We start from the raw sequence: 24894 nt of genomic DNA on the forward strand, positions 1-24894 counted from the left end.
GAATGAACAGTTTCGGTCGCATATTTAAAGTAACAATTTTCGGTGAATCGCATGGCGAAAGTGTAGGGTTGAATATTGATGGTTGTCCCGCCGGTTTACCATTAACGGTAGATGATTTTCTGTTTGATATAGAACGCCGCAAAGGCGGAACGCAGAAAGGGACTACACCGCGTAAGGAAGATGATCTGCCGATTTTTAAAAGCGGTTTGTTCAACAATAAAACAACCGGCGCTCCGCTGACTATTTTATTTGAAAATAAAAATACCCGTTCGGGCGATTACGAAAAACAACGCGCTGTTCCGCGTCCGGGACATGCCGATTTTGTTGCGCATCAGAAATTCGGCGGTATGGAAGATTACCGGGGCGGCGGGCATTTCAGCGGCCGGTTAACGGTATGCCTGGTGGCAGCCGGAGTGATCGCTAAAAAAATATTGGATTCAGCCAAAGTAAATGCAACTATACTTGAGATAGGCGGCGAAAAAGATCTTGAAAAAGGATTGCAGAATGCCATCGATGCCAAAGACACTATTGGCGGTATTGTAGAATGTAGTGTAAACGGCTTACCCGCAGGCTTAGGCGAACCGTTTTTCGATTCGGCCGAATCGCTGATCAGTCATGCCGTATTTGCCATTCCGGCTATTCGCGGTATTGAGTTCGGCACCGGCTTTGCCGCTGCCAGAATGTTCGGTAGCGAGCATAACGATGCAATTGAAGATATGACCGGTAAAACACGCACCAATCATGCCGGCGGCATTGTGGGCGGAATTACCAATGGTAACGAAATTGTTTTTCGTATTGCCGTAAAACCAACTTCCTCTACACCAAAAGAACAGCAAACACTTAACTGGGAAACCGGTGGAATTGAATCATTCTCAGTTAAAGGCCGTCACGATTTGTGTATCGCATTGCGCGTGCCGGTTGTGCTGGAAGCTGTAACAGCTATGGTGCTGGCCGATTTGTTATTACTTGAACAACGGGTTAAACGGGTACTGTAACATGCCTGTTATCTATCATATTACTTCGCAATGCATAACTACATCATCAACGCCTCGATACAAATAGTTCCTATAGTACAGGATAAGCATCCATACGAATGGGTTGATGAAGCCATTGCTGTTATACAAAATTCAGGTATCAAATACGAGGTAGGTCCTTTTGCTACGGTTCTCGAAGGCCGTTATGACGAAGTAATGAACGTGATACATGATGTGAATGAATTGCTGTACCAAAAAGGCTGCGCCGAATGGATCAGCAACCTGCAAATACAGATTCGTAGCGGGGGAGATATAACTGGTGAGCAAAAAACTGCAAAATTTAATAGCCAGTAAACTGTTTATTTCTGATTTTGTGATTTTGCGATTTAAATCTAAAAATCCCGAAATCCCAAAATCTCAAAATTGCTTAAACGGGATATCCAGCACCTCATAATCCCTGTCATTCGGCCAGAAATAATGCCACCACTCTGTTTCCAGTATGTTAAATCCGTGCTTTTGCATTGTTTCTTTCAGCAGCTGTCTGTTTTGCAAAACGGTTGCTGAAAAACCGGTAAAACTATGATGGGCCGAATCGGTAAAATTGTCGAACCCGGTGCCCATATCCAGCTCACGTTTTGTTCGAAGAACAATAATTGTCAAATCAACGGCAAGTCCACGGTTATGTCCCGATCCTTTTGCCGGGTTGGCCACATACCGTTCATCATGAACCAGTTCCCAAAAGCTTTCTGTAACAGAATAAGGTCGGTACGCATCAAAAATTTTTAATCCATATCCTTTGCTGTTCAATTCTTTTTGTACATCGGCCAGGGCGCGGGCTGCAGGCGCCCGTAAAAAAGTGCAGCGTGCAGGCGGTACGTACATAGTGCGGTGCATGAAATTATTGGTGCCGGCGTAGCGAAGGTCATACACGATTCCCGGCACGGCCTTGCGTAATTCTACCATTTTTTTGGCAGAATCATTGCGTATAGATTGCTGATATACAACTACCTTATCAAGTACGGCTATCCCATATTTACCAGTGGTAGTTCCCTGGGTAAAACCATTGTTAATGTGAAAAAAAAACATTACAGCCAATAAGGAAATATAGCGGTGAAACACTATTTTGTATAACATTGCAACCGGTTTGAATGGCAGATTAGGATCGTTGAAAGGTACAAACTTTAATACCGGATAACCAGGATAATAAAACATGAGTAAATGTATTAATTCAGGCCTGAATTGTTTTTTGTTGTTAATCGTTATGTTCCTGTTGGCCTGTCACGGACACGATAAATCGCCACACAAATCAACGCCTGAAAAACCTAAAGAGAAAGATATTGTAGAACAGCCCGAAGCGCTGGATGTTCGTATCGGGAGAAATATCAATTCTGCCATTGAATTTATTCTGGTTAATAATGGCCGTTTGAACGACAGTATTATACTCGCCAAAGATTCCCTTGTAAATACAGTTTATCAAAAAAAGAACTATGAGCCGTTGTGGTGCAAACAGGAGAAATGGTTGCCACTCAGCGATTCACTGATCAATTTTATTGGCAAAGCCACAGAATACGGTTTGTTTCCTTCGGATTATCATTACCGTGTATTGAATAACATCCGCAATCAAACAATTATCGATACCCTCGCACAAAAAGATGCCGCATTGTGGTCGCGCGGTGAGCTGTTGTTTACCGATGCATTTTTCAACATGTGCTATGACCTGCGAAAAGGCCGCCTCCCTTACGATAGTGTAACGCTGCGAAAAGATACAATGGGTATAAGTGCCTATCTCAGTATGATCGACCGGCTGCAGCAATCGGGCGATGTGGCCGGGTTACTGCACGAACTGGAGCCTAAACATCCTGAATATGATTCATTGAAAGCGGGGCTAAAGGATATGCTGCAATCGGTAGAAACACTTAAAAGATATACATACATTGTTTATCCCGGCAATGATTCGGTTGAATTGTATAACAAGTTGCGGCAAAGGCTGTTTGAAGAAGGAATCATTAAATCGTCGGCCGAAATCCCTGATACCGCCGGTATTAAAAGAGCGATCGGCAGGTACCAGAAAGCACAGGGCCTTGATGTAACCGGTAAGCTGAATGCCGGTACGGTGAAAAAGCTGAACAATACGCCCTGGGAAAAATTTAAAAGGGTAGCCATAACCCTCGACCGGTACAAATTGCTGCCCGACAGTATGCCGGTCACTTACATTTGGGTGAACATTCCGGCTTATATGATGAAGATCGTTGATTCGGATATGGTGGTGCTGGAATCGCGTGTGATTGTTGGTCAGCCAAAAACAAGAACCCCGCTGCTGACCTCGAATGTGTCGAATTTCATTACCTATCCGCAATGGACGGTGCCATATAGTATCATTTTTAGTGAAATGTTACCGAAAATCAAGCAAAGCACCGATTATTTGCGACGGCAGAACCTGATTGTGGTAGATGATAACGACAGTGTGTTAAATCCTGATAATATTAACTGGGCCCGGTTAAATAAGGACCGGTTCCCGTATCTTATCAAACAGCGGCAGGGCGATGATAACTCGCTGGGCGTGTTGAAGTTCAATTTTAGCAATAAATACAGCGTTTATTTGCACGACACCAATGCCCGCTGGTTGTTTTCGAAAGAAAGCAGGGCCTTAAGTCATGGTTGTGTGAGAATTAAGGAATTTATGAAATTGGCCGATTTTTTGGTACGTAATGATACCCTCCGGTATCCTCAGGATACCCTGCGTAACTGGATTTCGAGAAGAGAGAAGCACGTGGTATCGGGATTTCGTAAAGTGCCCATTTTTATAAGGTATTTTACCTGTGAGGCCAAAAACGGAAAGATTAAATTTTATGATGATATATATGGCGAAGACAGAGTGTTGAGTGAACGGTATTTTGATAATAAAACCCTTGAATAAAGTCTAAACTATGAAAAAGCAGTTTTTTGTAACGATCCTAATCCTGTGTACCTTTTTTGCGTCGAAAGCGCAGATAAAGAACGACAGTTTAGCGTTGAATAAAAAAAGGAATGTATCGGTGGTTCAATTCGGTGTAGCCAGCTTTTACCACGATAAGTTTGAAGGACAGAAAACCTGTACCGATGAAATTTTCACACAAAAAAAGCTTACAGCAGCCTGCAATACCCTGCCACTAAATTGCTGGATAAAGGTTACCAATCTCAAAAACGATAAAAGCGTTGTTGTAAAGATCAACGACCGCATGCATCCATCAAATCCGCGTCTTATCGACATGAGTAAAGCCGCAGCCGTTTCCCTTGGCTATACAGGCCATGGATTAACCCGGGTAAAAATTCAATACCTCGGTAAAAAGAAGCCTGAGGAAGTTTATGCAGCCGGCAAATTGAAATAAAAAATTTACACAATTACGGGGTAACCGGTTATATTTGTTCGTTACGTTTGCAAACTGACCGGTTATGAAAAAGAAAGTAGGATCACTGCTCGCCGGGCTGCTTGTAGTTGTCACGGCTTTCAGCCAGCATGATAATATACAGCGGCAAACGTTGGGCATTTTTTTCTTTTTCAATGATTTTAAAACGGCAGCGGATATACGCGAAACTTCACTGGGCACCGTTTTACGTAACGGACAATTCGGCCGCGTTAAAGATATGACGCCGGGTTTGGCACTTACCTATATCACCGGATATTCAAACAATATCGATTTCACCTCTACACTAACCGGTGCTTTCCTGGATTACATTAAACCCGATGGTACTTATTTAGGTCAGGAAAAGTTATTGCTCGAAGGAGATGTTTCTGTAAAAGCAAAACTGTTTTCGAACCGGTATTGGGTTAGCCCGTTTGTGCTGTTAGGAACCGGTGTATCAAAATATCGCAAATACTGGGGCGCCTTTGTTCCGCTGGGAACCGGTTTTCAGGTTAATATCTTTGAAGAAGCCTTTCTGATATTTAACGCCCAGTATCGTTTTGCAGTTACCAATACCACCAGCAATCATTTCTTTTACAGTGTTGGTCTTGCCGGCATTATTGCCCGGAAAAGAGCTCCCAACGGATCAGTGTTACCTGATTAGGCGTGCCACGGTTCGTTTGCGTCGCCAGGGTAACCGTGGCACGCCTGTTGAGCTGCAAAATAAAACTGCGGAACCGCAGGGTTCCGCAGAGCATGAGAAAGTATGGCACATTTAAGAGCTTTCAAAATCACAAAATCTCAAAATCCCTAAGATCCCAAAATCACAGCACGCCTTTCGTTGATGGCAAATAGTTAGAAAGGGGATCTCTTTTCACAGCCATGCGAATGGCTTTCGCAAAGGCTTTAAAAATTGCTTCTATTTTATGATGTTCATTATCGCCATGGCATTCGATGTTCAGGTTGCACCGGGCGGCATCAGAAAACGATTTGAAAAAGTGGAAGAACATTTCGGTAGGCATTTCACCAATGCGTTCTCTTCTGAATTCGGCATTCCATACGATCCAGTTGCGGCCGCCGAAATCGATCAGTACTTTGGCATCGGCTTCATCCATCGGTAAAGCAAAGCCATACCGCTCCATGCCCCGTTTATCGGCCAGTGCTTTGGCAAAAGCTTCGCCAAGGGCAATGCCTGTATCTTCAATGGTATGATGTTCATCGATATGCAAATCGCCATTGGCTCGAATGGTGAGGTCCATTTTTCCATGGCGTGCAATCTGATCGAGCATATGATCAAAAAAACCAAGACCGGTATAAATGGCGCCCTTTCCGCTGCCGTCTACATTCAGTTCAATTTTTATTTGTGTTTCGTTGGTATTGCGTTCGTGAACTACTTTGCGCAGCCCTAACTTCAGGTATTCGTAAATGAGGCTCCAGGCAGTTGTTTCAAGGGCAATCACCGGGCGCAGTTCAGCTACTTTATCTTTTATTTCGCCTGAGCCCAGATTAGCATCATTATTTAACCAGATGGCTTTGCATCCTAAATTTTTGGCCAGTTGCACATCGGTGATGCGGTCGCCGATTACATATGAGTTGGCCATATCATAGGCCGGGTTATTAATATAGTCGGTAAGCATGCCGGTATTGGGCTTGCGGGTAGGCGCATTATCTTTCGGAAATGTTCTGTCGATATGTACGGCACTGAAATTAATGCCTTCGCCTTCGAGACTTTTCATTACGAGGTTCTGCAAAGGCCAGAAAGTATCTTCGGGAAATGAGTTGGTGCCTAATCCATCCTGATTGGTTACCATTACCAGTTCATAGTCGAACTCACGGGCTATACGTCCCATGTATTCGAACATATGCGGATAAAATGTAAGCTTGTCGAAAGAATCTAACTGATACGTTGGAGGTGCTTCGTTAATTAAAGTGCCGTCGCGATCGATGAATAAAATGCGTTTCATTGAAAGAAAGGGTTGAAAAATTGAAAAGTTAACAAGTTGACAAGTTAATACGTTAACGGGTTGTTGTTATAAATTCAGCAAATATAAACTTGTCAACATATAAACTTGTCAACTGATCAACATTGAAAATTCTACTTCAGCTTTGCCCGCATGGCCTTTACTTCGGCTACAGTAACCAGGCTGGCCTTATTACCGAAGCTGTTGCGAACAAAGGTTAATACATCGGCAATTTCCTGATCGGTTAAAGTTGATTCCTGTGGCGGCATGGGATTGTGAAACTTGTCGCCGTCGATATCAATTTCACCGCCCTGCAGACCTTTTAAAACAATTTTCGCCAATTGTTTTTTATCGCCCAAAACCCATTTTGTTTTTATAAGAGGCGGATTCATATTGGGTACCCCGCTGCCATCGGGTTGATGACAGGCCAAACAGGTAACTTCGTATACTTTTTTACCCCTTGCCATAGCAGCCTTTAAACCAGCCGGTTGTTGCTGTGTTATAAAAGCTGTTGCGATAATAAATACCAGTGCAATAACAATTACCTTTTTCATATGTGTTGATTTATATCCTGAGCGAAGTCGAAGGGTCGAAGCACACAATCTACTTAGCATACGATACCTTCCAGATTGTTCCGTTGTTATCATCTGAAATATACAGCGAACCATCGGGGCCTTGTGCAAGGCCGCATGGGCGATATTTAGCTTTACCTGTTGAACCTGCTGTTTGCAAACCCGAAAAACCATCGGCAAATACTTCCCATTTACCGGCGGGCATTCCGTTTTTGAATGGTACAAACACTACAAAAAAGCCGGCCTGTGGCTCCGGTGCGCGGTTCCATGAACCGTGAAATGCAATAAAGGCTCCGTTCTTATATTTTTCAGGAAACTGGCTGCCGGTATAAAATAACAGGGCATTAGGCGCCAGGTGACCGGGAAATTGTACAATAGATTTTTCTTTATCGGCACAACGGTCAACTTTTTTTCTGTCGCCACCATATTCGGGGCAAAGCAGTTTTTGTTGTTTGTCGTTGTCGTAATAGCAATAAGGCCATCCGCAATCGGATCCTTTTTTCAATCTGAACATTTCTTCAGCAGGATTTTCAGCGCCTTCTTTTTGAGTGAACAGCTCAGGAAAGAATTGAAACAACTGATCGCGGCCATGTTGCATAACATACAGCTGGTTTACTTCGGTATTCCAGTCGAGGCCCATTACATTACGTAAGCCTGTTGCATACCGGGTGCCTTCGGCGTAAGATTGGTTGGTTTTGTCGGCCTTAAATTGCCATATGCCACCAGCTGTTTCCAAAATGGGGCAGGGGTCCTGGCCGGGTGAGCCTTTTACACGGTCCTGCACCTGGCAGCAGTTTGTAGGAGCGCCGATGTTTACATAAATATTACCATCGTTATCAAGCGCCAGCGATTTTGTTTCGTGTTGATTTTTGGCAACGAGGCCGGTAATGATTTTTTCTACCGAAGCGGTATCAACCTTACCTTCTTTTTCATTGATCTTATACCGGTAAACTTCATTGTCGGATGATGCATACAGGTATCCGTTTTTAATGGTAATGCCGGTGCCAACATAACTTCCAAACCCGCTGATATCATCGGCTTTGCCATCGCCATTGGCGTCGTGCAAACGGATAATTCCTTTTCCGTCTTTTAATTTTTCGAGCTTTACAAAAATGTCGCCGCTTGCTGCAACTACAAGATGCCTTGCCTTTCCTAATCCACTGGTTACAACAACAGATTTAAAACCCTGCGGTAAGGTAATGGGAGCATCATCATTGATACGTTCAGTTGAAGCTTTTGCCACCTTTGTGGTATCGTTGCCGAATGAAGCGGCAGTTACCCATACCAGCAAAGTGAGGATTACCATTTTTTTCATAATAACAATGTTTAGATTCTTTTTGGAAGCAGGTTTTAAAATTACTTGTTTTAGCGAATTATTGCGATGAATGCCAGTTTTTTATGGCATTAACTACGGAAACGTTTTCTGCCGGTGTGCCAACTGTAATGCGTAAACATCCTTCGCACAGTTGTACCGTGCTGCGGTCGCGCACTACAATACCATTTTGCAACAGATGATTATAAATGGCTTTTGGTTGCGTAACCTGCACCAGCAAAAAGTTAGCGTCAGAGGGGTATATCTTTTGCACAGCCGGTACCGTTAACAAATCTTTTGCAAGCACCTCGCGCTGATCAACTATTTCGCGAATCATATCGTTCACTTGTCCTACTTCTTCGAGGGCCTGCAGCGCCAGTTCCTGTGAGGCCTGGTTGATGTTGTAAGGCGGTTTGATTTTGTTCATAACATGAATGATCTCTTCCGATGCAAAAGCCATTCCCACGCGCAAAGCAGCCAGTCCCCAGGCCTTTGACAGGGTTTGCAATACAACCAGGTTGGGATAATCACTCAGTTCCTGCGTAAATGAACGGAAACGCGAAAAATTTATATAGGCTTCGTCAATAACTACAATGCCTGAATAATTATTCAGGATCAGCTCAATATCTTCCCGGTTTAATGAATTGCCGGTAGGGTTATTGGGCGAGCACAGGAATATCATTTTTGTGTTATCGTCGATCGCTTCTTCGATAGCAGGTAAATTAAGCTGAAAGGCAGGTGTAAGTAAAACCTTTTTTATTTCTACATCATTGATGTTGGCGCTTACCTCGTACATGCCATAAGTTGGCGGACAAATTACAATATTATCTTTTCCGGGTTCGCAAAAGGCGCGCAATAATACGTCGATACATTCGTCGCTGCCATTGCCTAAAAATATTTTTTCAACCGGTACGGCTTTTATGGCAGCTAATTTTTCTTTTACTTTTATCTGCAAGGGATCTGGGTAGCGGTTATACCATTTGGTTAGTGGCGACCCGAAACTGTTTTCATTGGCATCTACAAAAACGCTGGCCTCGCCTTTGAACTCGTCCCGTGCCGATGAATAGGGCACGAGCTTTTTTATATTTTCGCGTAATAAACTATTTAAGTCGAACGTCATTTTGATGTTTTTTCGTCAATAGTGAATGGTCAATCGTGAAACGTGAAACGTGAAACGTCAAACGTGAACTCAGAACATAGAACCCAGAACTTATTACTTAGAACTTACAACCGAATTTTAACTGCATTCGCATGTGCCTGTAGCCCTTCGGCTTCGGCCATAGCGATTACTGTTTTGCTGATGTTCTTCAACCCTTCCTGTGTTAATTGCTGAAAGGTGATCTTTTTTACAAAGCTGTCGACGCTTACGCCGCTATACGCTTTTGCATAACCGTTGGTGGGCAGCGTGTGATTGGTGCCGCTGGCGTAATCGCCAACGCTCTCCGGTGAATAATTGCCCAAAAACACCGACCCGGCGTTGATGATTGCTTCGGCCATTTCACCGGCATTTGCGCAGCTTAATATCAAATGCTCCGGCGCATATTCATTCAGCAGTGCAATAGCTTCTGCTTCATTGTTTACAACAATCAGCTTGCTGTTATCGAGCGCTTTTGCTGCAATATCTTTTCTTGGCAGCGTGGCCAGTTGTGTGTTGATTTCTTTTTGAACATTGTCAACGACCGGCTGCGAATTGCTTACTAATATCACCTGGCTGTCGCCACCATGTTCAGCCTGGCTTAACAGATCGGCCGCCACAAAAGCCGCATTGGCAGTTTCATCGGCATATACTGCTACTTCACTGGGGCCGGCAGGCATGTCGATGGCCAGGCCATCCTGTTGCACCAGTTGTTTGGCGCAGGTTACATACTGATTGCCGGGGCCGAATATTTTTGAAACGGCAGGAATGGTTTCTGTTCCATAGGCCATGGCCGCAATGGCCTGCACACCGCCTGCTTTAAATACTTTGGTAATGCCAACTGCTTTTGCTGCAAATAATATAGCTGCATGCAGGTTGCCATTGGCATCAGGTGGCGAGCACAGAATGATTTCTTTACAACCGGCCAGTTTTGCGGGAATGCCCAGCATTAAAATGGTCGAAAAGAGGGGAGCGGTGCCACCCGGAATATACAATCCCACTTTTTCAATGGCTACGCTCTTGCGCCAGCATTGCACACCGGGCATGGTTTCAATTACTTCGGGCTCGCTGAGCTGATTTTTATGAAAGGTTTCAATATTTACTTTAGCCGAAAGAATGGCCGCTTTCAGCTTTGCATCGAGCGATTGCTGCGCGATCATAAAATCTTCTTCGGCAACCTGCAGGTTGTTGATAGAGGCTTTATCGAACTGCAGGGTGAATTTTTTTACCGCTGCATCGCCCTGTTGTTTTACTTCCTGCAGAATCTTTTTTACCGATTCTTCCAGTACTGCCACATTCATTGCCGGTCTTTGTAACAATGCCTTCCATTCAGTTGAAGGTGGATATTGATAAACTTGCATGATAAAATTGCGTTTTGAATTCATCCGATGGATTTTCTGCGGAGGTTAATCCGTTCAACGCACCCATCGGATGGATGCCTTAAATAATCATTTTTTCAATAGGTACAACCAGAATACCCTGGGCACCGGCGGCTTTCAGCTGTTCGATAATGTCCCAGAAAGTATCTTCACTTAATACGCTGTGAACGCTGCTCCATCCCTGTTCGGCCAAAGGCAATACAGTGGGGCTTTTCATGCCCGGCAACAGGGAGATAATTTCCTGCAGCTTATCATTCGGCGCATTGAGCAGAATGTATTTATTGTGTTTGGCTTTTTTTACAGCCCTGATGCGGAACACCAGCTTTTCAACCAGTTTTTGCTGCGCTTCGTTTAATTGATTATTTCGAATTAACACTGCCTGCGATTGCAGTAACACTTCTACTTCTTTTAGTCCATTCATCAGCAGGGTAGAGCCGCTGCTAACCAGGTCGGCTACTACATCGGCCAAACCAATACCCGGCGCAATTTCTACCGAGCCGCTGATTTCATGTATTTCGGCCTGTACATTATTTTTTGCGAGGAACTCAGTAACCAGAAAGGGATAGCTGGTGGCGATGCGTTTTCCCTGAAGCGACTGCACGCCTTCGTATTGCTGAATACGCGGAATCGCTACCGACAGGCGGCATTTACCAAAACCCAGTTTTTCAACAATGGTGGCTTTTTTATTTTTTTCGTACAGCACATTTTCTCCAACAATGCCAATATCGGCCACGCCATCTTCAACATACTGCGGAATATCATCATCGCGCAGGAAGAACACTTCAAGTGGAAAATTATCTGATTCTGTTTTCAGCCGGTCTTTAACATTGCGAAGATCAATACCACATTCTTTTAATAATTGAACTGAATCTTCGTACAAGCGACCCGATTTCTGAATGGCAATTCTGAGTTTCATTACAGCCTGATTGTTTTGTGGTTCAATGAACCCTGTTTAAAATGAAAAAGGCTTACCTGCGGTAAGCCCTTATAATATCTGGCACTACACAAAGCACCACCGGCCTACCTGCTGAGGTAAGTATGATGATGATGTATGTGAGCGAAAATTGTCATAAATGAGCCGCAAAAATACTACTTACCATCTTTCGGCAAAATTTTTTTTCAAACGTTTCCAATAATACATGGCCGGTTACGCCATAATAAACACATCTGTTTAATAATGTGTAACTTAGATAAGGCAATAGGCAGTAGGTAATTGGGAAAAGCACGAAGTAAACACTAAGGAACCTAGAACTTACAACTTAAAACTTAGAACTTATTCATATGAAACAGCATCATTATAAAACGAATGTTACCTGGACGGGTAACCGCGGACAGGGAACTTCGACCTACACAGGATACGATAGAAATCATATTATTTCAGCTGCCGGCAAGCCTGTTATTCCTGCTTCATCTGACCCAACTTTCCGTGGCGATGCTACCCGGTACAATCCCGAAGAATTACTGGTTGCTTCTCTGTCGGGCTGTCATATGCTGTGGTTCCTGCATTTATGCACGGTGGCCGGCGTAGTGGTGGTTGAATATGTTGATGACGCCACAGGCACTATGGAAGAAACTTCCGACGGCGGCGGGCATTTTACCGAAGTTACCCTGCATCCGGTGATCACCGTAGCCGATAAAGAAATGATTGCCAAAGCCGATGATTTACACGAAAAAGCAAATGAGCTGTGCTTTATTGCCAGGTCGTGCAATTTTCCGGTTCATCATAAACCGGTGTATAAGATAGCAGAAATGGTCAATGGGCAGTAGGCAGTGGGCAATAGGCAATAGGAAGGCAGATGCAGGAAGTAAGAAGTATGAAGTCGGAAGTTGATGAGTTAACAGGTTTACAACTTCTGGCGGGTTGACCGAAACTTAGGTAATTGCCGTTTGCCGATTCACGTTTCACGCTTGCCGTTTCATGTTTGCCGATTTACCATTCACGATTGACCATTGACTTCTTTTCGCCAAACCAAAAGCCAGCCACAACACGTGTAATATAAATACCGCCCACACAGAAAAGCTAAAGATGCGGTCAAGCATTTTTTCGACGCCTGTTGGCAGCACTGTTTCTCTGTCGTAACCCTTCGAAACAAATAACTCATCGAGATACACGTAGGTTGAAAGCAGCAGGATCAATAAAAACATTTCCTGCAGTATAAACGGATATAATTTAAAAGGCTTGTACAGTTGTTTTTTGATGCGGTAATAAAAATAAACGCTCAATACATTATACGGTATAAGGCACAAAAAAGCATTGGCGCTATTGAATTGTATAAAATTTACGATCAGGCAGCTTAGTAAAATGCTCAGCTCCATACCCGGATTTTTTGCCAGGGAAGGAACTTTAAACACAAAATAGCTCAGGCTGAAAAAAATAATTAAAAATATAGTGCCGATAATTGTGTCTTTGGTAGCCTGCTGACAGTCGCTCGTTTGGCACATAGCATCCGCTATATGATAGTGATACATCAGGTATTGCCCTAACCAGGCCATGAAAAACGATGATACCACAATCAGGGTAATGGATTTTATTACAGTTGATGAGGTCATAATCGAGCCTTGTACCCCATAAATATAGCAATTTTTAGCAGTGAAGGGTAATAACTCAACGTCAAATGCGTCAAAAATGATCAAAAAATCATATATGTAACCCGGTTGACTTATTTGACTGTTTTCACTCATTTCTCACTAAAAACCTGTCTAAAGCATATTTCCCGCTTCCGTTCAGCAAAACAATTAGCGCCAACCCTATCACCAGCAAATGATATTCATATCCTTCACCAGCCTGGTTACCAAACCAGTTCATGAAAAATCCGTTGGAAAGATGAACCTTGAAAATTATGCCTGTAAACAGTATAATAATAGCAACCGACCATAAGCGGGTGGCAAAACCGAGTATCATGCATAATGATCCAACAAATTCAATAATAATTACCAAAAAGGCAATGATCCATGGAAGATTGGCCGTTTGGGTAAAATAATGCATTTCGCTGGTAAAGCCCGGTCCGCCAAACCACCCCAATACTTTTTGAGCCCCATGCGGAAATAATATCAACCCGATTGTTAAACGTGAAATGAAACCGGTATAATCGTTGTTCGTATTAAATAACAATGCTTTCATACATCTAAATTTTATTCATCACAAAGCAACGAACCGGTGAGCAGGAAAAAATTAATGTAGATTAATAAATGAGTTGCGCTCTTGTCTTGTACCTTGTGCCATGAGCCTTGTGCCTTGTTTCTTATTTTCTTTTTATCTTCCCGTTATGTTAAAAACATTTTCAATAATAGTCAGCGGCAAAGTGCAGGGGGTATTTTACCGGCAAAGTACACTGGAAAAGGCGCAGCAACTGGGCATTGCCGGTATAGTAAAGAATTTGCCCGATGGAAATGTGCAGGTTATTGCTACTGGTACTACCAATCAGCTCGATCAGCTGATTGCCTGGTGTAAACAGGGGCCGCCACATGCTGTTGTAACATCTGTACAGGTAGAAGAGTTGCCCTCACAGAAATTCACGGATTTTGTTATTCAACGATAAGTAAATGTTTACTTTATAACATTTCACACCTATTTCTCATTTATATACGTGGAGATCATCTCATCCATTAATTTCGGTTTACGAGCTAAAACCAAATGATCGCTACCGGGAATAATAGCAACCTGTGCATTTTTCAATAACCGGTACAATGCTATATACCGTTCAATCGGACAACCATCCAGTTGCCCGGCCGCAATTAATGTGGGCGCAGCTATCGACGATATTTTATCGTTGGTGATATACACTTTTTCATTCCATACAGCAGCAATTTTGGTAATAAATTCACCAAAGCGATCAGGTTCGGGCATAATCTTTTTCCGCTCTGCAGAAAAAGCAGCATTATTTTTTTCAAAGGTTTCTGCTTTGATCTGGCTAATGAAACTCTTAACATCATCATAAAAATCATCAAATCCAAAATTGCCGCCAATTGCCACCAGTTTTTTTACCAGTTCAGGGTGATCAGCAGCAAGATAATAACCCTGCAATGCGCCATCGCTAAAACCTATTATAGTAACGGAGTCTTTTGTAATATGCCGGATCGTTTTATACGTATCTTCTGCAAATTGTTGGTAAGAAAAAGGCCTGTTGCCTAATCCTGATTTACCGTGACCACGCGTCGCAATAGCAATTACCTGATATTTTTGCTGAAGTTTTGGAATGAGATTGGAAAATTCATTGATATAACCATATAATCCTCCGTGTAAAAGCACAACAGGCTTACCGGTACCATACACTTCATAATAAATATTTACATCTCCTGCATTAAAATATTTTCCGGCTTCCGGATTATTGCCATATGGAAACTGGGAATAAGACACAAACGGAAGAAGCGCCATAAAGATCAGCCACGTGAATTTCATTTGGAAGGTTTTTAAGAGATTTCGAATAGCGATAAATATAAATCTTCATTTTACTTTTTCATTAACTTACTACCTCAATTTTAAAAACTTTATCACATGACCCAACGATTCCTGCTAAGCAGCCTTATTCTTTTAAGTGTATTTTCCGTACAGGCACAACAGCCATTGCGACAAGGTGAACCAAAACTTACCGAAGTATGGGAACCCGAACCAAAAGTAATTACCCCCGGTAAAACAGCTGTCGACGCGCCGTCTGATGCCATTGTATTATTTAACGGTCAAACTGCCGATGAGTGGGCCGCCAAAGATAACGGACCTGTTAAATGGAAAATTGAGAACGGGGCTTTAACGGTAACACCGGGCGCTGGTGAAATTCATACCAAACAGGCTTTTGGCGATTGTCAGCTGCATATTGAATGGAGAACGCCTGCCGAAGTAAAAGGTGATGGACAGGGGCGTGGTAACAGCGGCATATTTTTAATGGGACGCTACGAACTGCAGGTGCTTGATTCTTATAAAAACAGAACCTATAGCAACGGACAAGCCGGCAGTATTTATAAACAATTGCCTCCGCTTGTAAATGCAAGTCGCGGCCCCGGTGAATGGCAAACCTATGAAGTGATATTTATCGCTCCCCGTTTTAACGATGATGGATCGGTGAAATCGCCGGCCCGTATTACCGTTTTCCATAATGGAGTTCTGGTGCAAAATAATTCTACATTATGGGGCAGTACGCAATACATTGGCATTGCTACCTACGAAAAGCATGGCGATAAAGAACCGCTGGTACTGCAGGACCATAATAATCCTGATAGCTTCAGGAATATATGGATACGGCCGCTGTAGTTTATGGTTTGTAGTTTGAGGTTTCTGGTTTGAGGTTTCTGGTTTGAGGTTTGTAGTTTGTGGTTCTTTAGTGTTTGAAAGTATTTGTGAATGTTACCTTCCTCAGTTTTAAAACGATTGGTATATTACTTTGTACTGCACAATTCCAAATCGCGGCAGCAACCACAAACCACAAGCAACAAACTACAAACTGTTTATTGCAGCAGTTCATTTACCGTTGAGTAAAAATCTTTCTTATAAGCTTCATAGTGCTCGCCGGTGCCCGGGCCCATAAAGCCGGTATGGATTTTTTTCACTTTACCATCGCGGCCAATAATAACCGTTGTGGGAAACATTTTGATGCGTGTAAGCTGGGGTAATGTTTTTTCGGTTCGAAGCGAATCGCCTACCCGAACGCCTGTGATCAGCATGGGATAAGTAATATTGAAATGCTGCTGAAACTTGCGCAAACTTTTTTGCGAACGTTGAAAATCGGTGCTGTATTCGTAAGCCAGCGCAAGCATTTCAATGCCTCGCTGTTTATTCGTTTTATAATAGTCGCTTAAAAATGCAGTTTCGTCCATGCAATTCGGGCACCATGAGCCCATCAGTTGAATGATCACGACTTTGTTTTGAAAACGGCTGTCATTGATCGATACCATGTTGCTGTCGATATCAGGAAAACGAAATTGTAAGCGGTCTTCGCCCGGTTTCAGATAAACAGCCGACAGCGTATCGGCAACGGCGGCTTTTTCATTTTTTACGGCCGTCCAGCTTTCGCGGTAAACAGCGCCTGAACAAAATAAACCGTCGGTAAGCTGGGAATCGTTGTTAATGGTTGCTCTGAAATAATAGGCATGGCTGCCATCGAAGGTCGATAATAGCAGCGTATCGTTGTGTACTGCGCCTTCGAGGTATCGATAGTCGCCGGTTGGCGTTAAAATGGTACCGGTAAGTGCTGTTCCGTTTTGTTTAAATTCGGCAACGGCCTGTATAAGAGTATTACTGTTGTCAACAAACGTAGCAGCCCACCTGCCGGTAATTGTACGCCGGGGCTTTTGCTGTGCCTGTGGATACCGTTGAGGCTGGTTATAGGTAAATACAACCGGCATTCTCTGCGTAGCCGAGGCTGTGCCTTTGATCCACACGCCCTGCAAACTATTATTGTTTGCATATTGTAATCTGAACTCCGATTCAAATAACGGCATTTGCACCAGCACTGAATCGCCTTTTTGCTCAATAGCGGTTACGGCAATTTTTTCCGATGCATTACGGAAGTACCAAACAGGTTTCCCTTTTTTATATTGTATAGAAACGTTAAAATCAATGGTAAGGCCGTCATGTCGTTGCAGCGAAGCACGCCACCATCCCGACGGGGGTACGGGGGTAGCCAATAAATACGAACCGGCAAAGGCCATAAGGCTGATAAGGCAGATAATTTTTTTCATACTACTAATCACACAAATTTAGTTGATAAGTTAACATCAGTTGACAAGTTAATTAGTTAACAAGTTGATAAGTTAACAGGTTAAGCAATATATAAACTTGTCAACTTTTCAACTCGTCAACTGATCAACTTTTTAATTTGTCAACTGATCAACTCACCGTAAATTCTCCAGCATATCTTTCGTCATTTTCATCAGATCAAATTCATGTTGCCAGCCCCAGTCATTGCGAGCAACGGAATCGTCGATGCTTTGCGGCCAGCTGTCGGCAATGTTTTGCCGGTAATCGGGCTCATAGCTGATAGTGAATTCGGGAATATATTTTTGAATGGCTTCGGCAATTTCTTTGGGTGAAAAACTGATGGCAGAAACATTATAGGATGTTCGAACTGAAATTTTTTCGGCCGGTGCTTCCATCAGTTCAATAGTGGCTTTGATGGCATCGGGCATGTACATCATCGGCAGGTAGGTATCTTCTTTTAAAAAGCAGGTATATTGTTTTTCTTCCAGCGCTTCGTGAAATATTTCCACTGCATAATCAGTAGTGCCGCCGCCGGGGGCCGATTTATACGAAATCAAACCGGGATAGCGAATACTGCGCACATCAACATGATAACGCTGGTAATAATAATTACACCAGAACTCACCGGCATATTTGCTGATGCCGTACACTGTTATAGGTTCAATAATGGTTTGCTGCGGACAATTTTGTTTGGGCGAGGTTGGACCGAATACAGCAATACTGCTGGGCCAGTACACCTTATGAATTTTTTCTTCGCGGGCAATTTCCAGCACATTCAGCAACCCCTGCATATTCAGGTTCCAGGCAAGACCCGGGTTTTTTTCGCCGGTGGCCGAAAGTATGGCTGCGAGCAGATAAATCTGGGTAACATTCTGCCTTATTACCTGTACATGCAGCATCTCTTTGTTCATTACATCCATACTTACATAAGGACCAGTGCCCTTTAGTAATTCATTTTCTTCGCGCAGGTCTGATGCAATTACATTGGAGTTGCCGTATATTTTACGCAACGCCAGTGTTAACTCTACACCAATTTGACCTGATGCGCCGATAACCAGTATTTTTTCCCTAATCATTAATTATCGTTTGTTAGTTTTTGTAAATGCCAGCAAAGAAAAGAACAATATGCTAATTAGCAAATTTGAAAATTTGAAAATGGCTTCAGGTTTGACCTGACTCATTTTATCCGGCCAAATTCAATTTAAACACCTGGGTTTCAATTAATTTTAATGGCTGTACATTTTCAAATTCGCAAATTTTCAAATTTTCAAATTTTTTGCTCATTACCTTTGCGCCATGAAAAAAATGCTTACTGACCTTTTTGCCGCACAACAATACGATGAAAAGAGCTTCTTTTTGATTGCCGGCCCCTGCGTTGTTGAAAGTGAAGAGTTGCTGATGGAGGTTGGAGATAAAGTTTCAACAATTTGCCGTAACCTCGGCATTCCGTATGTATTTAAATCATCTTATCGCAAAGCCAACCGCACCAGCGCATCATCTTTTACAGGTTTGGGCGATGAAACCGGTTTGCAATTATTGAAAAAAACAGGAACAACCTATAAAGTACCAGTTACCACCGATATTCATGCCCATGAAGAAGCGGCTATGGCTGCTAAATATGCCGATATATTACAGATACCTGCTTTTCTGTGCCGTCAAACCGATTTGCTGATCGCTGCAGCTGAAACAGGAAAGATAGTAAATGTAAAAAAGGGGCAGTTCGTAAGCGGTCCGTCGATGAAGTTTGCAGTAGAAAAAATTGTAAAAGCAGGTAATGAAAATGTAATACTAACCGAACGTGGAAATACTTTCGGTTACCAGGACCTGATAGTTGATTATCGCAATATTCCCTGGATGAAAGAACACGGCGTTCCGGTGGTAATGGATTGTACGCACAGTTTACAGCAACCTAATCAAACCACAGGCGTAACCGGTGGCAATCCACAGCTCATAGGCACCATTGCCAGTGCGGCTATTGCTTCGGGTGCCGATGGATTATTTATCGAAACGCATCCCAATCCTGCAGTTGCCAAAAGTGATGGCGCCAATATGTTGAAGCTCGATTTGCTGGAAGGTTTGTTACAGCGCCTGGTGAAGATCAGAAAAGCAGTTGTGTAAGATATTAAATGCAAAATCAGGTTTTCCTGCTTTTTCATTTAACATTCTTCATTTTTAATTTCTCATTATAAAAAAACAACTCCGCCAGTGAGGCAGAGTTGTTTTTTTTGCTTGAATCTTACTCGCTTAACAGAGGTTAGCATATAGGGCACAAGGCGCTTGTGCCTTTATCAAATTATTTTTGTAAACGTACAGTGTCAACTACAGTTACATTGCCGGTAGTTACTGCAATACCGGTTTTAACCTGTGGCTTGTATGCAGTATCAACAGGCCAGTAGTTCATGGTATAAGTACCAGCCGGTACACCTTTAATTAAATAACCGCCGGTTGTGTCGGTAAAGGTGGTTAAGGTATCAGTTCCCTTAATAGCAAATACAGAAGTGAGTACTGATTTAGGTGTAACAACACCTTTAATACTTCCACCTACGGCATTTAATAATGTGCGGATAACCGGTTTTAAAATGTACTTGCCGCTACCGGTTTTTACAATTGATCTTGCTACATCGAAATCGAGCAGCATGGTGTACAGGATTCCGCCTGATACATCCTGCTGAACGTTCAGTTTTAAACCGCTTTGCTGAGCGCTCGGTGTTTCAAGCGCAAGCGTGTTGCCATTAACAACGATTGAATTGTTCGATCCTAATACAAGGCGTATCTGGTGCAAACGGCCGGTAGGAATATCGGCATTTACCAGAAGGGTGTCTTTGTCATTTACCAGATCAAGCAAATTGTAAACGCCTTTTTTAACGCCCGTAAGTGATTGCCATCCATTGTCGCCATCACCGGTGACATTGATTTGTACATCCTGAATGTCGATAAGAACAGCATCGTAATCTGCGGGATCATCTGTTAATTTAACAGCCAGCGTAGCTCTTTCTGATACCGAGCTTTCTGACGAACATGAATACAACGCAACGGATAACAAAAAGCAAAGGGACAGGGACGAGAGAAAATTGGATTTCATAGCGTGTTAATTAAAATTAATATGTAACCGCTAAGAAACCAAAATCATACCACAAAGAAAATTATAATATGAAAAAAAGCTCCCGAAGGAGCTGTAAAAAATTGTTTTCCAAAGGCGTAGCGATGCAAAAAAATATTTATACAGATTTTTTCACATCTGATATTGGATTAAAAAACGGGGCGGTGAAAAAATTTGATGTAGGTAGTAATACGAAAAACTATACCGGAAATTTACTAAACGGAACCTAATATAGGTATAACAGTATCTGCAAAAAGTTCGAAGGTTAATGGATAAGTGAATTTAACAATTAATAAACAAAAATCATAACAATAAAGGAAAAAAATGTCAAAAGGACAATTTATTTACTCCGAAGCTTTTTTCGGGGATAGCAGTTGGCTGGGTAAAATGCCAAACTCTTTTTTAAATGCAATGGTAAAGTTGCTGAGGTTCGAATAACCCAGTTCCATCGCAACTTCTTTTACAGAAAATTTTCCGGTGAGTAGTTTATCCTGTGCAGCATGCATGCGGGCCTTTTGATAGTATTCGTAAATAGGCAGCGAGTACATGGTTTTAAAATCTTTCTTCAGCTTCGATTCGCTGATGGCAGCTATTTTAGCCAGCTGTTGTATCGAGGGCGGCGCCTGAAAAATATTCTTTGTGAGCAACCGCTCGATGTGCATGACTCTTGTAATATCTTCCTGTGTAAGAGGTAGTCTGAAGGCCGGATTGCGCATCTTATCATACAGGCTGGCAAAAAAACGTTCAATCAGCAGCATCATACGGTTTTCCAAAATGGTCATTCGCAACGGATTGCTTTCTTCTGCATTGCATATGGTTTTCATCCATCTGCGGTACCGCGCATCGAGCGGTTCTATATTAATACTTTCGGCTTTTAACGATATGTAGGATGATAGCACATCTTCGGCCTGATCCATTTCAAAATATTGTGCAAGCCATTGTTTGGTAAACAAAATGTTCACGCCTTTATAAGTGCTTCCTTCAGTGCCATGGTACGACCAGTCGTACAGCGAACTGGTAAGCCAGGCCAGCGCTTTGTTCGCATTTCTTTCTCTTACTTTTTCTTCACCAATCGAAATCACCAGCGAGCCGGGTATGGTAAGTTCATCGAAACGCAGCGTATAATATTCTTCAGATTTTTTTTTGAGATGGAAATGCCAGTCCTGGTGCATGGTGCATTCAATAATATAGGCATGTAACCCGTTGGGCACCTGAACATGGCGGAAGCTTCCCTTTCCGATAGCATCGGGAAAAAGCAATTGATCATTGTGTACAGGCACCTTTAGCTCAAAGGCCATTTGTCGCACTAACTGCTCGTAATCGGTATCAGTATAATCAAAGTCAAACACAGCGTCGCATTTTTTTGATACGCCGAAATCAGTTAACCAGTTGGCAATTTTCTTTTCAAACTACTAATCAACCGGCAGGCCGACTAACTGCCATTTGTTTTTTGCCGGGATAAAACATTATACCGGCTTACATGTAATAATAATGTAGGAAGGTCTATTGATATTTCAGGGGGTTACGGCGAAGCGATGAGATGTACCGTTTAATATTCATCCAAAAAGCCAGAATGAAATAAATAATAAGCGGAGAACCCATGGTTAGGAAAGATACATAAATAAACCAGGTACGGATGCGGGAAGTGGCAATGCCCAGCCGTTCGCCAATAGCTGAACAAACACCAAAAGCCTGCCATTCGATAAAATACCGGAATCGGTTCATGCCTCTAAATTAAAGCATTCGATAAAAATGTGCAAGCAATGAATTATTACCCAACCCATTTTTTAGGTAACTTCGCTCGACTTTTTTTACACGTTTGATCACTTTAAATGAAAAAGAAATGGTTTTTGATCTGGACTTAATTAAAAAGGTTTACGCAGGGATGCCGGAAAAGGTGGCAGAAGCGCGTAAACTGGTAGGCCGCCCACTTACATTAGCAGAAAAAATATTATATGCCCACCTGTTCGTTCCTGCCGGCAAAGCATACGAGCGCGGCGTTGATTATGTTGACTTTACGCCCGATCGCGTTGCAATGCAGGATGCTACAGCCCAGATGGCATTGCTTCAGTTTATGACCTGCGGACGTGCAAAAGTGGCCGTTCCTTCTACCGTGCATTGTGATCACCTGATTCAAGCCAAAACCGGTGCTCAGGAAGACCTGAAAACCGCAAATGAAGTAAATAAAGAAGTATACGAGTTTTTAGCCTCCATTTCTAATAAATATGGTATCGGTTTCTGGAAGCCCGGCGCCGGTATTATTCACCAGGTGGTGCTTGAAAATTACGCATTTCCCGGTGGAATGATGATTGGTACCGACTCTCATACACCCAATGCCGGTGGTTTAGGTATGATTGCCATTGGAGTAGGGGGCGCCGATGCCGTGGATGTTATGGCCGGCCTGCCCTGGGAGCTGAAAATGCCCAAACTCATCGGTGTTAAACTGACCGGTAAAATGAGTGGCTGGACAGCTGCCAAAGACGTGATCCTGAAAGTGGCTGGTATTTTAACCGTAAAAGGTGGTACCGGTGCTATTGTTGAATATTTCGGCGAAGGCGCCGACAGCCTGAGCGCTACCGGTAAAGCTACCATCTGTAACATGGGTGCTGAAATTGGAGCTACCTGCTCTTTGTTCGGCTATGATGAGAAGATGGCTGGTTACCTGAGCGCAACCGGTCGCGAAGATGTGGCTTTTCTGGCTACTCAAATAAAAGAGCATCTGCGTCCTGACGAAGAAGTATACGCAGATCCTTCAAAATATTACGATCAGGTAATTGAAATCAATCTCGATGAACTGGAGCCTTATGTAAACGGTCCGTTTACGCCCGACCTGGCATGGCCCATTTCGAAATTTGCCGAAGCGGTGAAAGCGAACGAATGGCCTCAAAAGCTCGAAGTTGCACTGATCGGTTCATGTACCAACTCTTCTTATGAAGATATCAGCCGTTCTGCTTCACTGGCAAAACAGGCTATTGATAAAAAGCTGAAAGCTAAAGCAGAATTCACCATCACGCCTGGTTCTGAGGTAGTTCGCTTTACCATTGAAAAAGATGGTTTCCTCGATACCTTCTACAAAATCGGTGGTGTAGTGCTGGCAAATGCCTGCGGTCCCTGTATTGGTCAGTGGGCTCGCCACATTGATGATCCCAAACGCAAAAACTCTATCATCACTTCGTTCAACCGCAACTTTGCAAAACGTAATGATGGTTTGGCTGCTACCCATGCGTTTGTGGCTTCTCCTGAAATTGTAACTGCATTTGCTATTGCGGGTGATTTAACGTTCAACCCGTTAAAAGATAAATTGAAGAATGAAGAGGGTAAAGAAGTAATGCTGGATGAACCAACCGGTATGGAATTACCGCCTAAAGGTTTTTCTGTAGAAGATGCCGGTTATCAGGGCCCTGCAGCCGACGGAAGCGGTGTTCAGGTACTTGTTTCGCCCGATTCGCAGCGTTTACAACTGCTGGCGCCATTTGCTGCCTGGGAAGGAACTGATCTGAAAGGACTGAAATTGCTTATTAAAGCAAAAGGTAAATGTACCACCGACCATATTTCGATGGCGGGTCCCTGGTTAAAATTCCGTGGCCACCTCGATAATATCAGTAACAACATGCTGATCGGTGCAGTAAACTTCTTTAACGAAGAAACTGATAAAGTAAAGAACCAGTTAACCGGTGAATACGGTTCAGTGCCTGCTGTACAACGCAGTTATAAAGCACAGGGTATTGGTGCTGTAGTGGTGGGCGATGAGAACTATGGTGAAGGTTCAAGCCGTGAGCATGCTGCCATGGAACCCCGTCACTTAGGCGTGCGCGCTATTGTGGTAAGAAGCTTTGCCCGTATACACGAAACCAACCTGAAAAAGCAGGGTATGCTGGCGCTGACCTTTGCCAATAAAGAAGATTATGATAAAGTGCAGGAAGACGATAGCATCGATATCGTTGGTTTAGATTCTTTTGCACCTGGTAAGCCATTGACTATGGTATTAAACCATAAAAATGGCAGCAAAGATCAGATTACGCTCAACCACACCTACAATAAACAACAGATCGAGTGGTTTAAAGCAGGTGGTGCGCTGAATGTAATTCGGTCGCAGTTTGCGAAAAACTAAGCTAAGCGCTTGAAATAGTTAAAGGAGGAAAAGAGATTAAATCTCTCTTCCTCCTTTTTTATTTTGCCCATTAGTGCCGGTAGGCACAAAATATAGGTCCCTGACGGGACAACCAATTACTACAGCCTCCCAAATGTCCCCCCTCTTTTTAGTAGTTTTTGTACACTATCCACTCCCGGCAGCGAAATAAAAAATATAGTGATTTACTTTTGCAGGGTAAGAGTTTACAACTAATCCAGTAATTACCCGCCTTTCTCCAATAGTCCATTCTTTTAA

26 protein-coding genes are annotated in these 24894 nt (G+C 43.0%); 11 read left to right on the forward strand and 15 right to left on the reverse strand.

The window, feature by feature from the left end; all coding sequences use genetic code 11:
• The first annotated feature begins 2 nt into the window (after nucleotides 1–2).
• The gene (locus AC59IL_RS23725) at nucleotides 3–995 is read left to right on the forward strand and encodes a chorismate synthase (protein ID WP_496554689.1); all 993 of its coding nucleotides are present in this window, start codon (nucleotides 3–5) and stop codon (nucleotides 993–995) included.
• Nucleotides 996–1025: 30 nt separating this feature from the next.
• Nucleotides 1026–1328, forward strand: a complete 303-nt coding sequence (locus AC59IL_RS23730) for a thiamine-binding protein (RefSeq protein WP_496554690.1) — start codon at nucleotides 1026–1028, stop codon at nucleotides 1326–1328.
• Between the two features lie 63 nt (nucleotides 1329–1391).
• On the opposite strand, the gene AC59IL_RS23735 is transcribed toward AC59IL_RS23730, so the two are convergent.
• Nucleotides 1392–2108 carry a M15 family metallopeptidase gene (locus tag AC59IL_RS23735; protein WP_496554691.1) on the reverse strand — a complete coding sequence of 239 codons (717 nt, stop codon included), beginning with the start codon at nucleotides 2106–2108 and terminating at the stop codon, nucleotides 1392–1394.
• Between the two features lie 76 nt (nucleotides 2109–2184).
• Between AC59IL_RS23735 and AC59IL_RS23740 the strand changes: the two genes are divergently transcribed.
• The 3 genes from AC59IL_RS23740 to AC59IL_RS23750 all read left to right on the forward strand — a co-directional run bounded on the left by AC59IL_RS23740 (nucleotide 2185) and on the right by AC59IL_RS23750 (nucleotide 5021).
• Nucleotides 2185–3891: a L,D-transpeptidase family protein gene (locus tag AC59IL_RS23740; protein WP_496554692.1), complete on the forward strand. Its 1707-nt coding sequence runs from the start codon at nucleotides 2185–2187 to the stop codon at nucleotides 3889–3891.
• 10 nt (nucleotides 3892–3901) lie between these two features.
• Nucleotides 3902–4342, forward strand: coding sequence for a septal ring lytic transglycosylase RlpA family protein (locus tag AC59IL_RS23745; RefSeq protein WP_496554693.1), 441 nt, complete (start codon nucleotides 3902–3904; stop codon nucleotides 4340–4342).
• A gap of 64 nt (nucleotides 4343–4406) precedes the next feature.
• Nucleotides 4407–5021: a hypothetical protein gene (locus AC59IL_RS23750; protein ID WP_496554694.1), complete on the forward strand. Its 615-nt coding sequence runs from the start codon at nucleotides 4407–4409 to the stop codon at nucleotides 5019–5021.
• A 160-nt stretch (nucleotides 5022–5181) separates the two neighbouring features.
• On the opposite strand, the gene hisB is transcribed toward AC59IL_RS23750, so the two are convergent.
• The 6 genes from hisB to hisG form a co-directional block, all read right to left on the reverse strand.
• Nucleotides 5182–6321 carry a bifunctional histidinol-phosphatase/imidazoleglycerol-phosphate dehydratase HisB gene (gene hisB, locus AC59IL_RS23755; RefSeq protein WP_496554695.1) on the reverse strand — a complete coding sequence of 380 codons (1140 nt, stop codon included), beginning with the start codon at nucleotides 6319–6321 and terminating at the stop codon, nucleotides 5182–5184.
• A 131-nt stretch (nucleotides 6322–6452) separates the two neighbouring features.
• On the reverse strand, nucleotides 6453–6872 hold the full coding sequence (locus tag AC59IL_RS23760; protein WP_496554696.1) for a c-type cytochrome: 420 nt from the start codon (nucleotides 6870–6872) through the stop codon (nucleotides 6453–6455).
• 49 nt (nucleotides 6873–6921) lie between these two features.
• A complete protein-coding gene (locus AC59IL_RS23765; protein ID WP_496554697.1) occupies nucleotides 6922–8205 on the reverse strand; it encodes a PQQ-dependent sugar dehydrogenase in 1284 nt (427 codons plus the stop codon).
• A 58-nt stretch (nucleotides 8206–8263) separates the two neighbouring features.
• The gene (hisC, locus tag AC59IL_RS23770) at nucleotides 8264–9322 is read right to left on the reverse strand and encodes a histidinol-phosphate transaminase (protein ID WP_496554698.1); all 1059 of its coding nucleotides are present in this window, start codon (nucleotides 9320–9322) and stop codon (nucleotides 8264–8266) included.
• A 104-nt stretch (nucleotides 9323–9426) separates the two neighbouring features.
• Nucleotides 9427–10698 (reverse strand): histidinol dehydrogenase, encoded by a 1272-nt coding sequence (gene hisD / locus AC59IL_RS23775; protein ID WP_496554699.1) that lies wholly within the window; start codon nucleotides 10696–10698, stop codon nucleotides 9427–9429.
• Between the two features lie 79 nt (nucleotides 10699–10777).
• Nucleotides 10778–11632 carry an ATP phosphoribosyltransferase gene (gene hisG / locus AC59IL_RS23780; RefSeq protein WP_496554700.1) on the reverse strand — a complete coding sequence of 285 codons (855 nt, stop codon included), beginning with the start codon at nucleotides 11630–11632 and terminating at the stop codon, nucleotides 10778–10780.
• A gap of 365 nt (nucleotides 11633–11997) precedes the next feature.
• On the opposite strand from hisG, the gene AC59IL_RS23785 reads away from it, so the two are divergent.
• Nucleotides 11998–12483 carry an OsmC family protein gene (locus AC59IL_RS23785; RefSeq protein WP_496554701.1) on the forward strand — a complete coding sequence of 162 codons (486 nt, stop codon included), beginning with the start codon at nucleotides 11998–12000 and terminating at the stop codon, nucleotides 12481–12483.
• A 135-nt stretch (nucleotides 12484–12618) separates the two neighbouring features.
• Here AC59IL_RS23785 and AC59IL_RS23790 read toward each other — a convergent pair whose 3' ends face one another.
• Nucleotides 12619–13266, reverse strand: a complete 648-nt coding sequence (locus tag AC59IL_RS23790) for a hypothetical protein (RefSeq protein ID WP_496554702.1) — start codon at nucleotides 13264–13266, stop codon at nucleotides 12619–12621.
• A 124-nt stretch (nucleotides 13267–13390) separates the two neighbouring features.
• Entirely contained in the window at nucleotides 13391–13837 is a 447-nt protein-coding gene (locus AC59IL_RS23795) for a DoxX family protein (RefSeq protein WP_496554703.1), read from the reverse strand.
• Between the two features lie 145 nt (nucleotides 13838–13982).
• Between AC59IL_RS23795 and AC59IL_RS23800 the strand changes: the two genes are divergently transcribed.
• Nucleotides 13983–14255 (forward strand): acylphosphatase, encoded by a 273-nt coding sequence (locus AC59IL_RS23800; protein ID WP_496554704.1) that lies wholly within the window; start codon nucleotides 13983–13985, stop codon nucleotides 14253–14255.
• Between the two features lie 29 nt (nucleotides 14256–14284).
• Here the strand turns inward: AC59IL_RS23800 and AC59IL_RS23805 are convergent, their stop codons facing one another.
• Nucleotides 14285–15115 (reverse strand): alpha/beta fold hydrolase, encoded by an 831-nt coding sequence (locus AC59IL_RS23805; RefSeq protein ID WP_496554705.1) that lies wholly within the window; start codon nucleotides 15113–15115, stop codon nucleotides 14285–14287.
• Between the two features lie 96 nt (nucleotides 15116–15211).
• On the opposite strand from AC59IL_RS23805, the gene AC59IL_RS23810 reads away from it, so the two are divergent.
• Nucleotides 15212–15961 carry a 3-keto-disaccharide hydrolase gene (locus AC59IL_RS23810; RefSeq protein WP_496554706.1) on the forward strand — a complete coding sequence of 250 codons (750 nt, stop codon included), beginning with the start codon at nucleotides 15212–15214 and terminating at the stop codon, nucleotides 15959–15961.
• Nucleotides 15962–16155: 194 nt separating this feature from the next.
• Here the strand turns inward: AC59IL_RS23810 and AC59IL_RS23815 are convergent, their stop codons facing one another.
• Both AC59IL_RS23815 and AC59IL_RS23820 read right to left on the reverse strand, forming a co-directional pair.
• A complete protein-coding gene (locus tag AC59IL_RS23815; RefSeq protein WP_496554707.1) occupies nucleotides 16156–17388 on the reverse strand; it encodes a peroxiredoxin family protein in 1233 nt (410 codons plus the stop codon).
• Between the two features lie 153 nt (nucleotides 17389–17541).
• A complete protein-coding gene (locus AC59IL_RS23820; protein ID WP_496554708.1) occupies nucleotides 17542–18483 on the reverse strand; it encodes an NAD-dependent epimerase/dehydratase family protein in 942 nt (313 codons plus the stop codon).
• A 220-nt stretch (nucleotides 18484–18703) separates the two neighbouring features.
• Here AC59IL_RS23820 and kdsA point away from each other — a divergent pair, with 220 nt between their 5' ends.
• Complete coding sequence (kdsA, locus tag AC59IL_RS23825) at nucleotides 18704–19525, forward strand: 3-deoxy-8-phosphooctulonate synthase (RefSeq protein ID WP_496554709.1); 822 nt, start codon at nucleotides 18704–18706, stop codon at nucleotides 19523–19525.
• A 175-nt stretch (nucleotides 19526–19700) separates the two neighbouring features.
• On the opposite strand, the gene AC59IL_RS23830 is transcribed toward kdsA, so the two are convergent.
• Nucleotides 19701–20489, reverse strand: coding sequence for a DUF4382 domain-containing protein (locus AC59IL_RS23830; protein ID WP_496554710.1), 789 nt, complete (start codon nucleotides 20487–20489; stop codon nucleotides 19701–19703).
• Nucleotides 20490–20557: 68 nt separating this feature from the next.
• Between AC59IL_RS23830 and AC59IL_RS23835 the strand changes: the two genes are divergently transcribed.
• Nucleotides 20558–20737, forward strand: a complete 180-nt coding sequence (locus AC59IL_RS23835) for a hypothetical protein (RefSeq protein WP_496554711.1) — start codon at nucleotides 20558–20560, stop codon at nucleotides 20735–20737.
• Nucleotides 20738–20851: 114 nt separating this feature from the next.
• Here the strand turns inward: AC59IL_RS23835 and AC59IL_RS23840 are convergent, their stop codons facing one another.
• Nucleotides 20852–21856, reverse strand: a complete 1005-nt coding sequence (locus AC59IL_RS23840; protein ID WP_496554712.1) for a helix-turn-helix transcriptional regulator — start codon at nucleotides 21854–21856, stop codon at nucleotides 20852–20854.
• 154 nt (nucleotides 21857–22010) lie between these two features.
• Nucleotides 22011–22232, reverse strand: a complete 222-nt coding sequence (locus AC59IL_RS23845; RefSeq protein WP_496554713.1) for a PspC domain-containing protein — start codon at nucleotides 22230–22232, stop codon at nucleotides 22011–22013.
• A gap of 118 nt (nucleotides 22233–22350) precedes the next feature.
• Here AC59IL_RS23845 and AC59IL_RS23850 point away from each other — a divergent pair, with 118 nt between their 5' ends.
• A complete protein-coding gene (locus AC59IL_RS23850; RefSeq protein ID WP_496554714.1) occupies nucleotides 22351–24618 on the forward strand; it encodes an aconitate hydratase in 2268 nt (755 codons plus the stop codon).
• The last annotated feature ends 276 nt before the right edge of the window (nucleotides 24619–24894 follow it).

The organism is Niastella sp. sgz303648 (genome assembly GCF_059587045.1).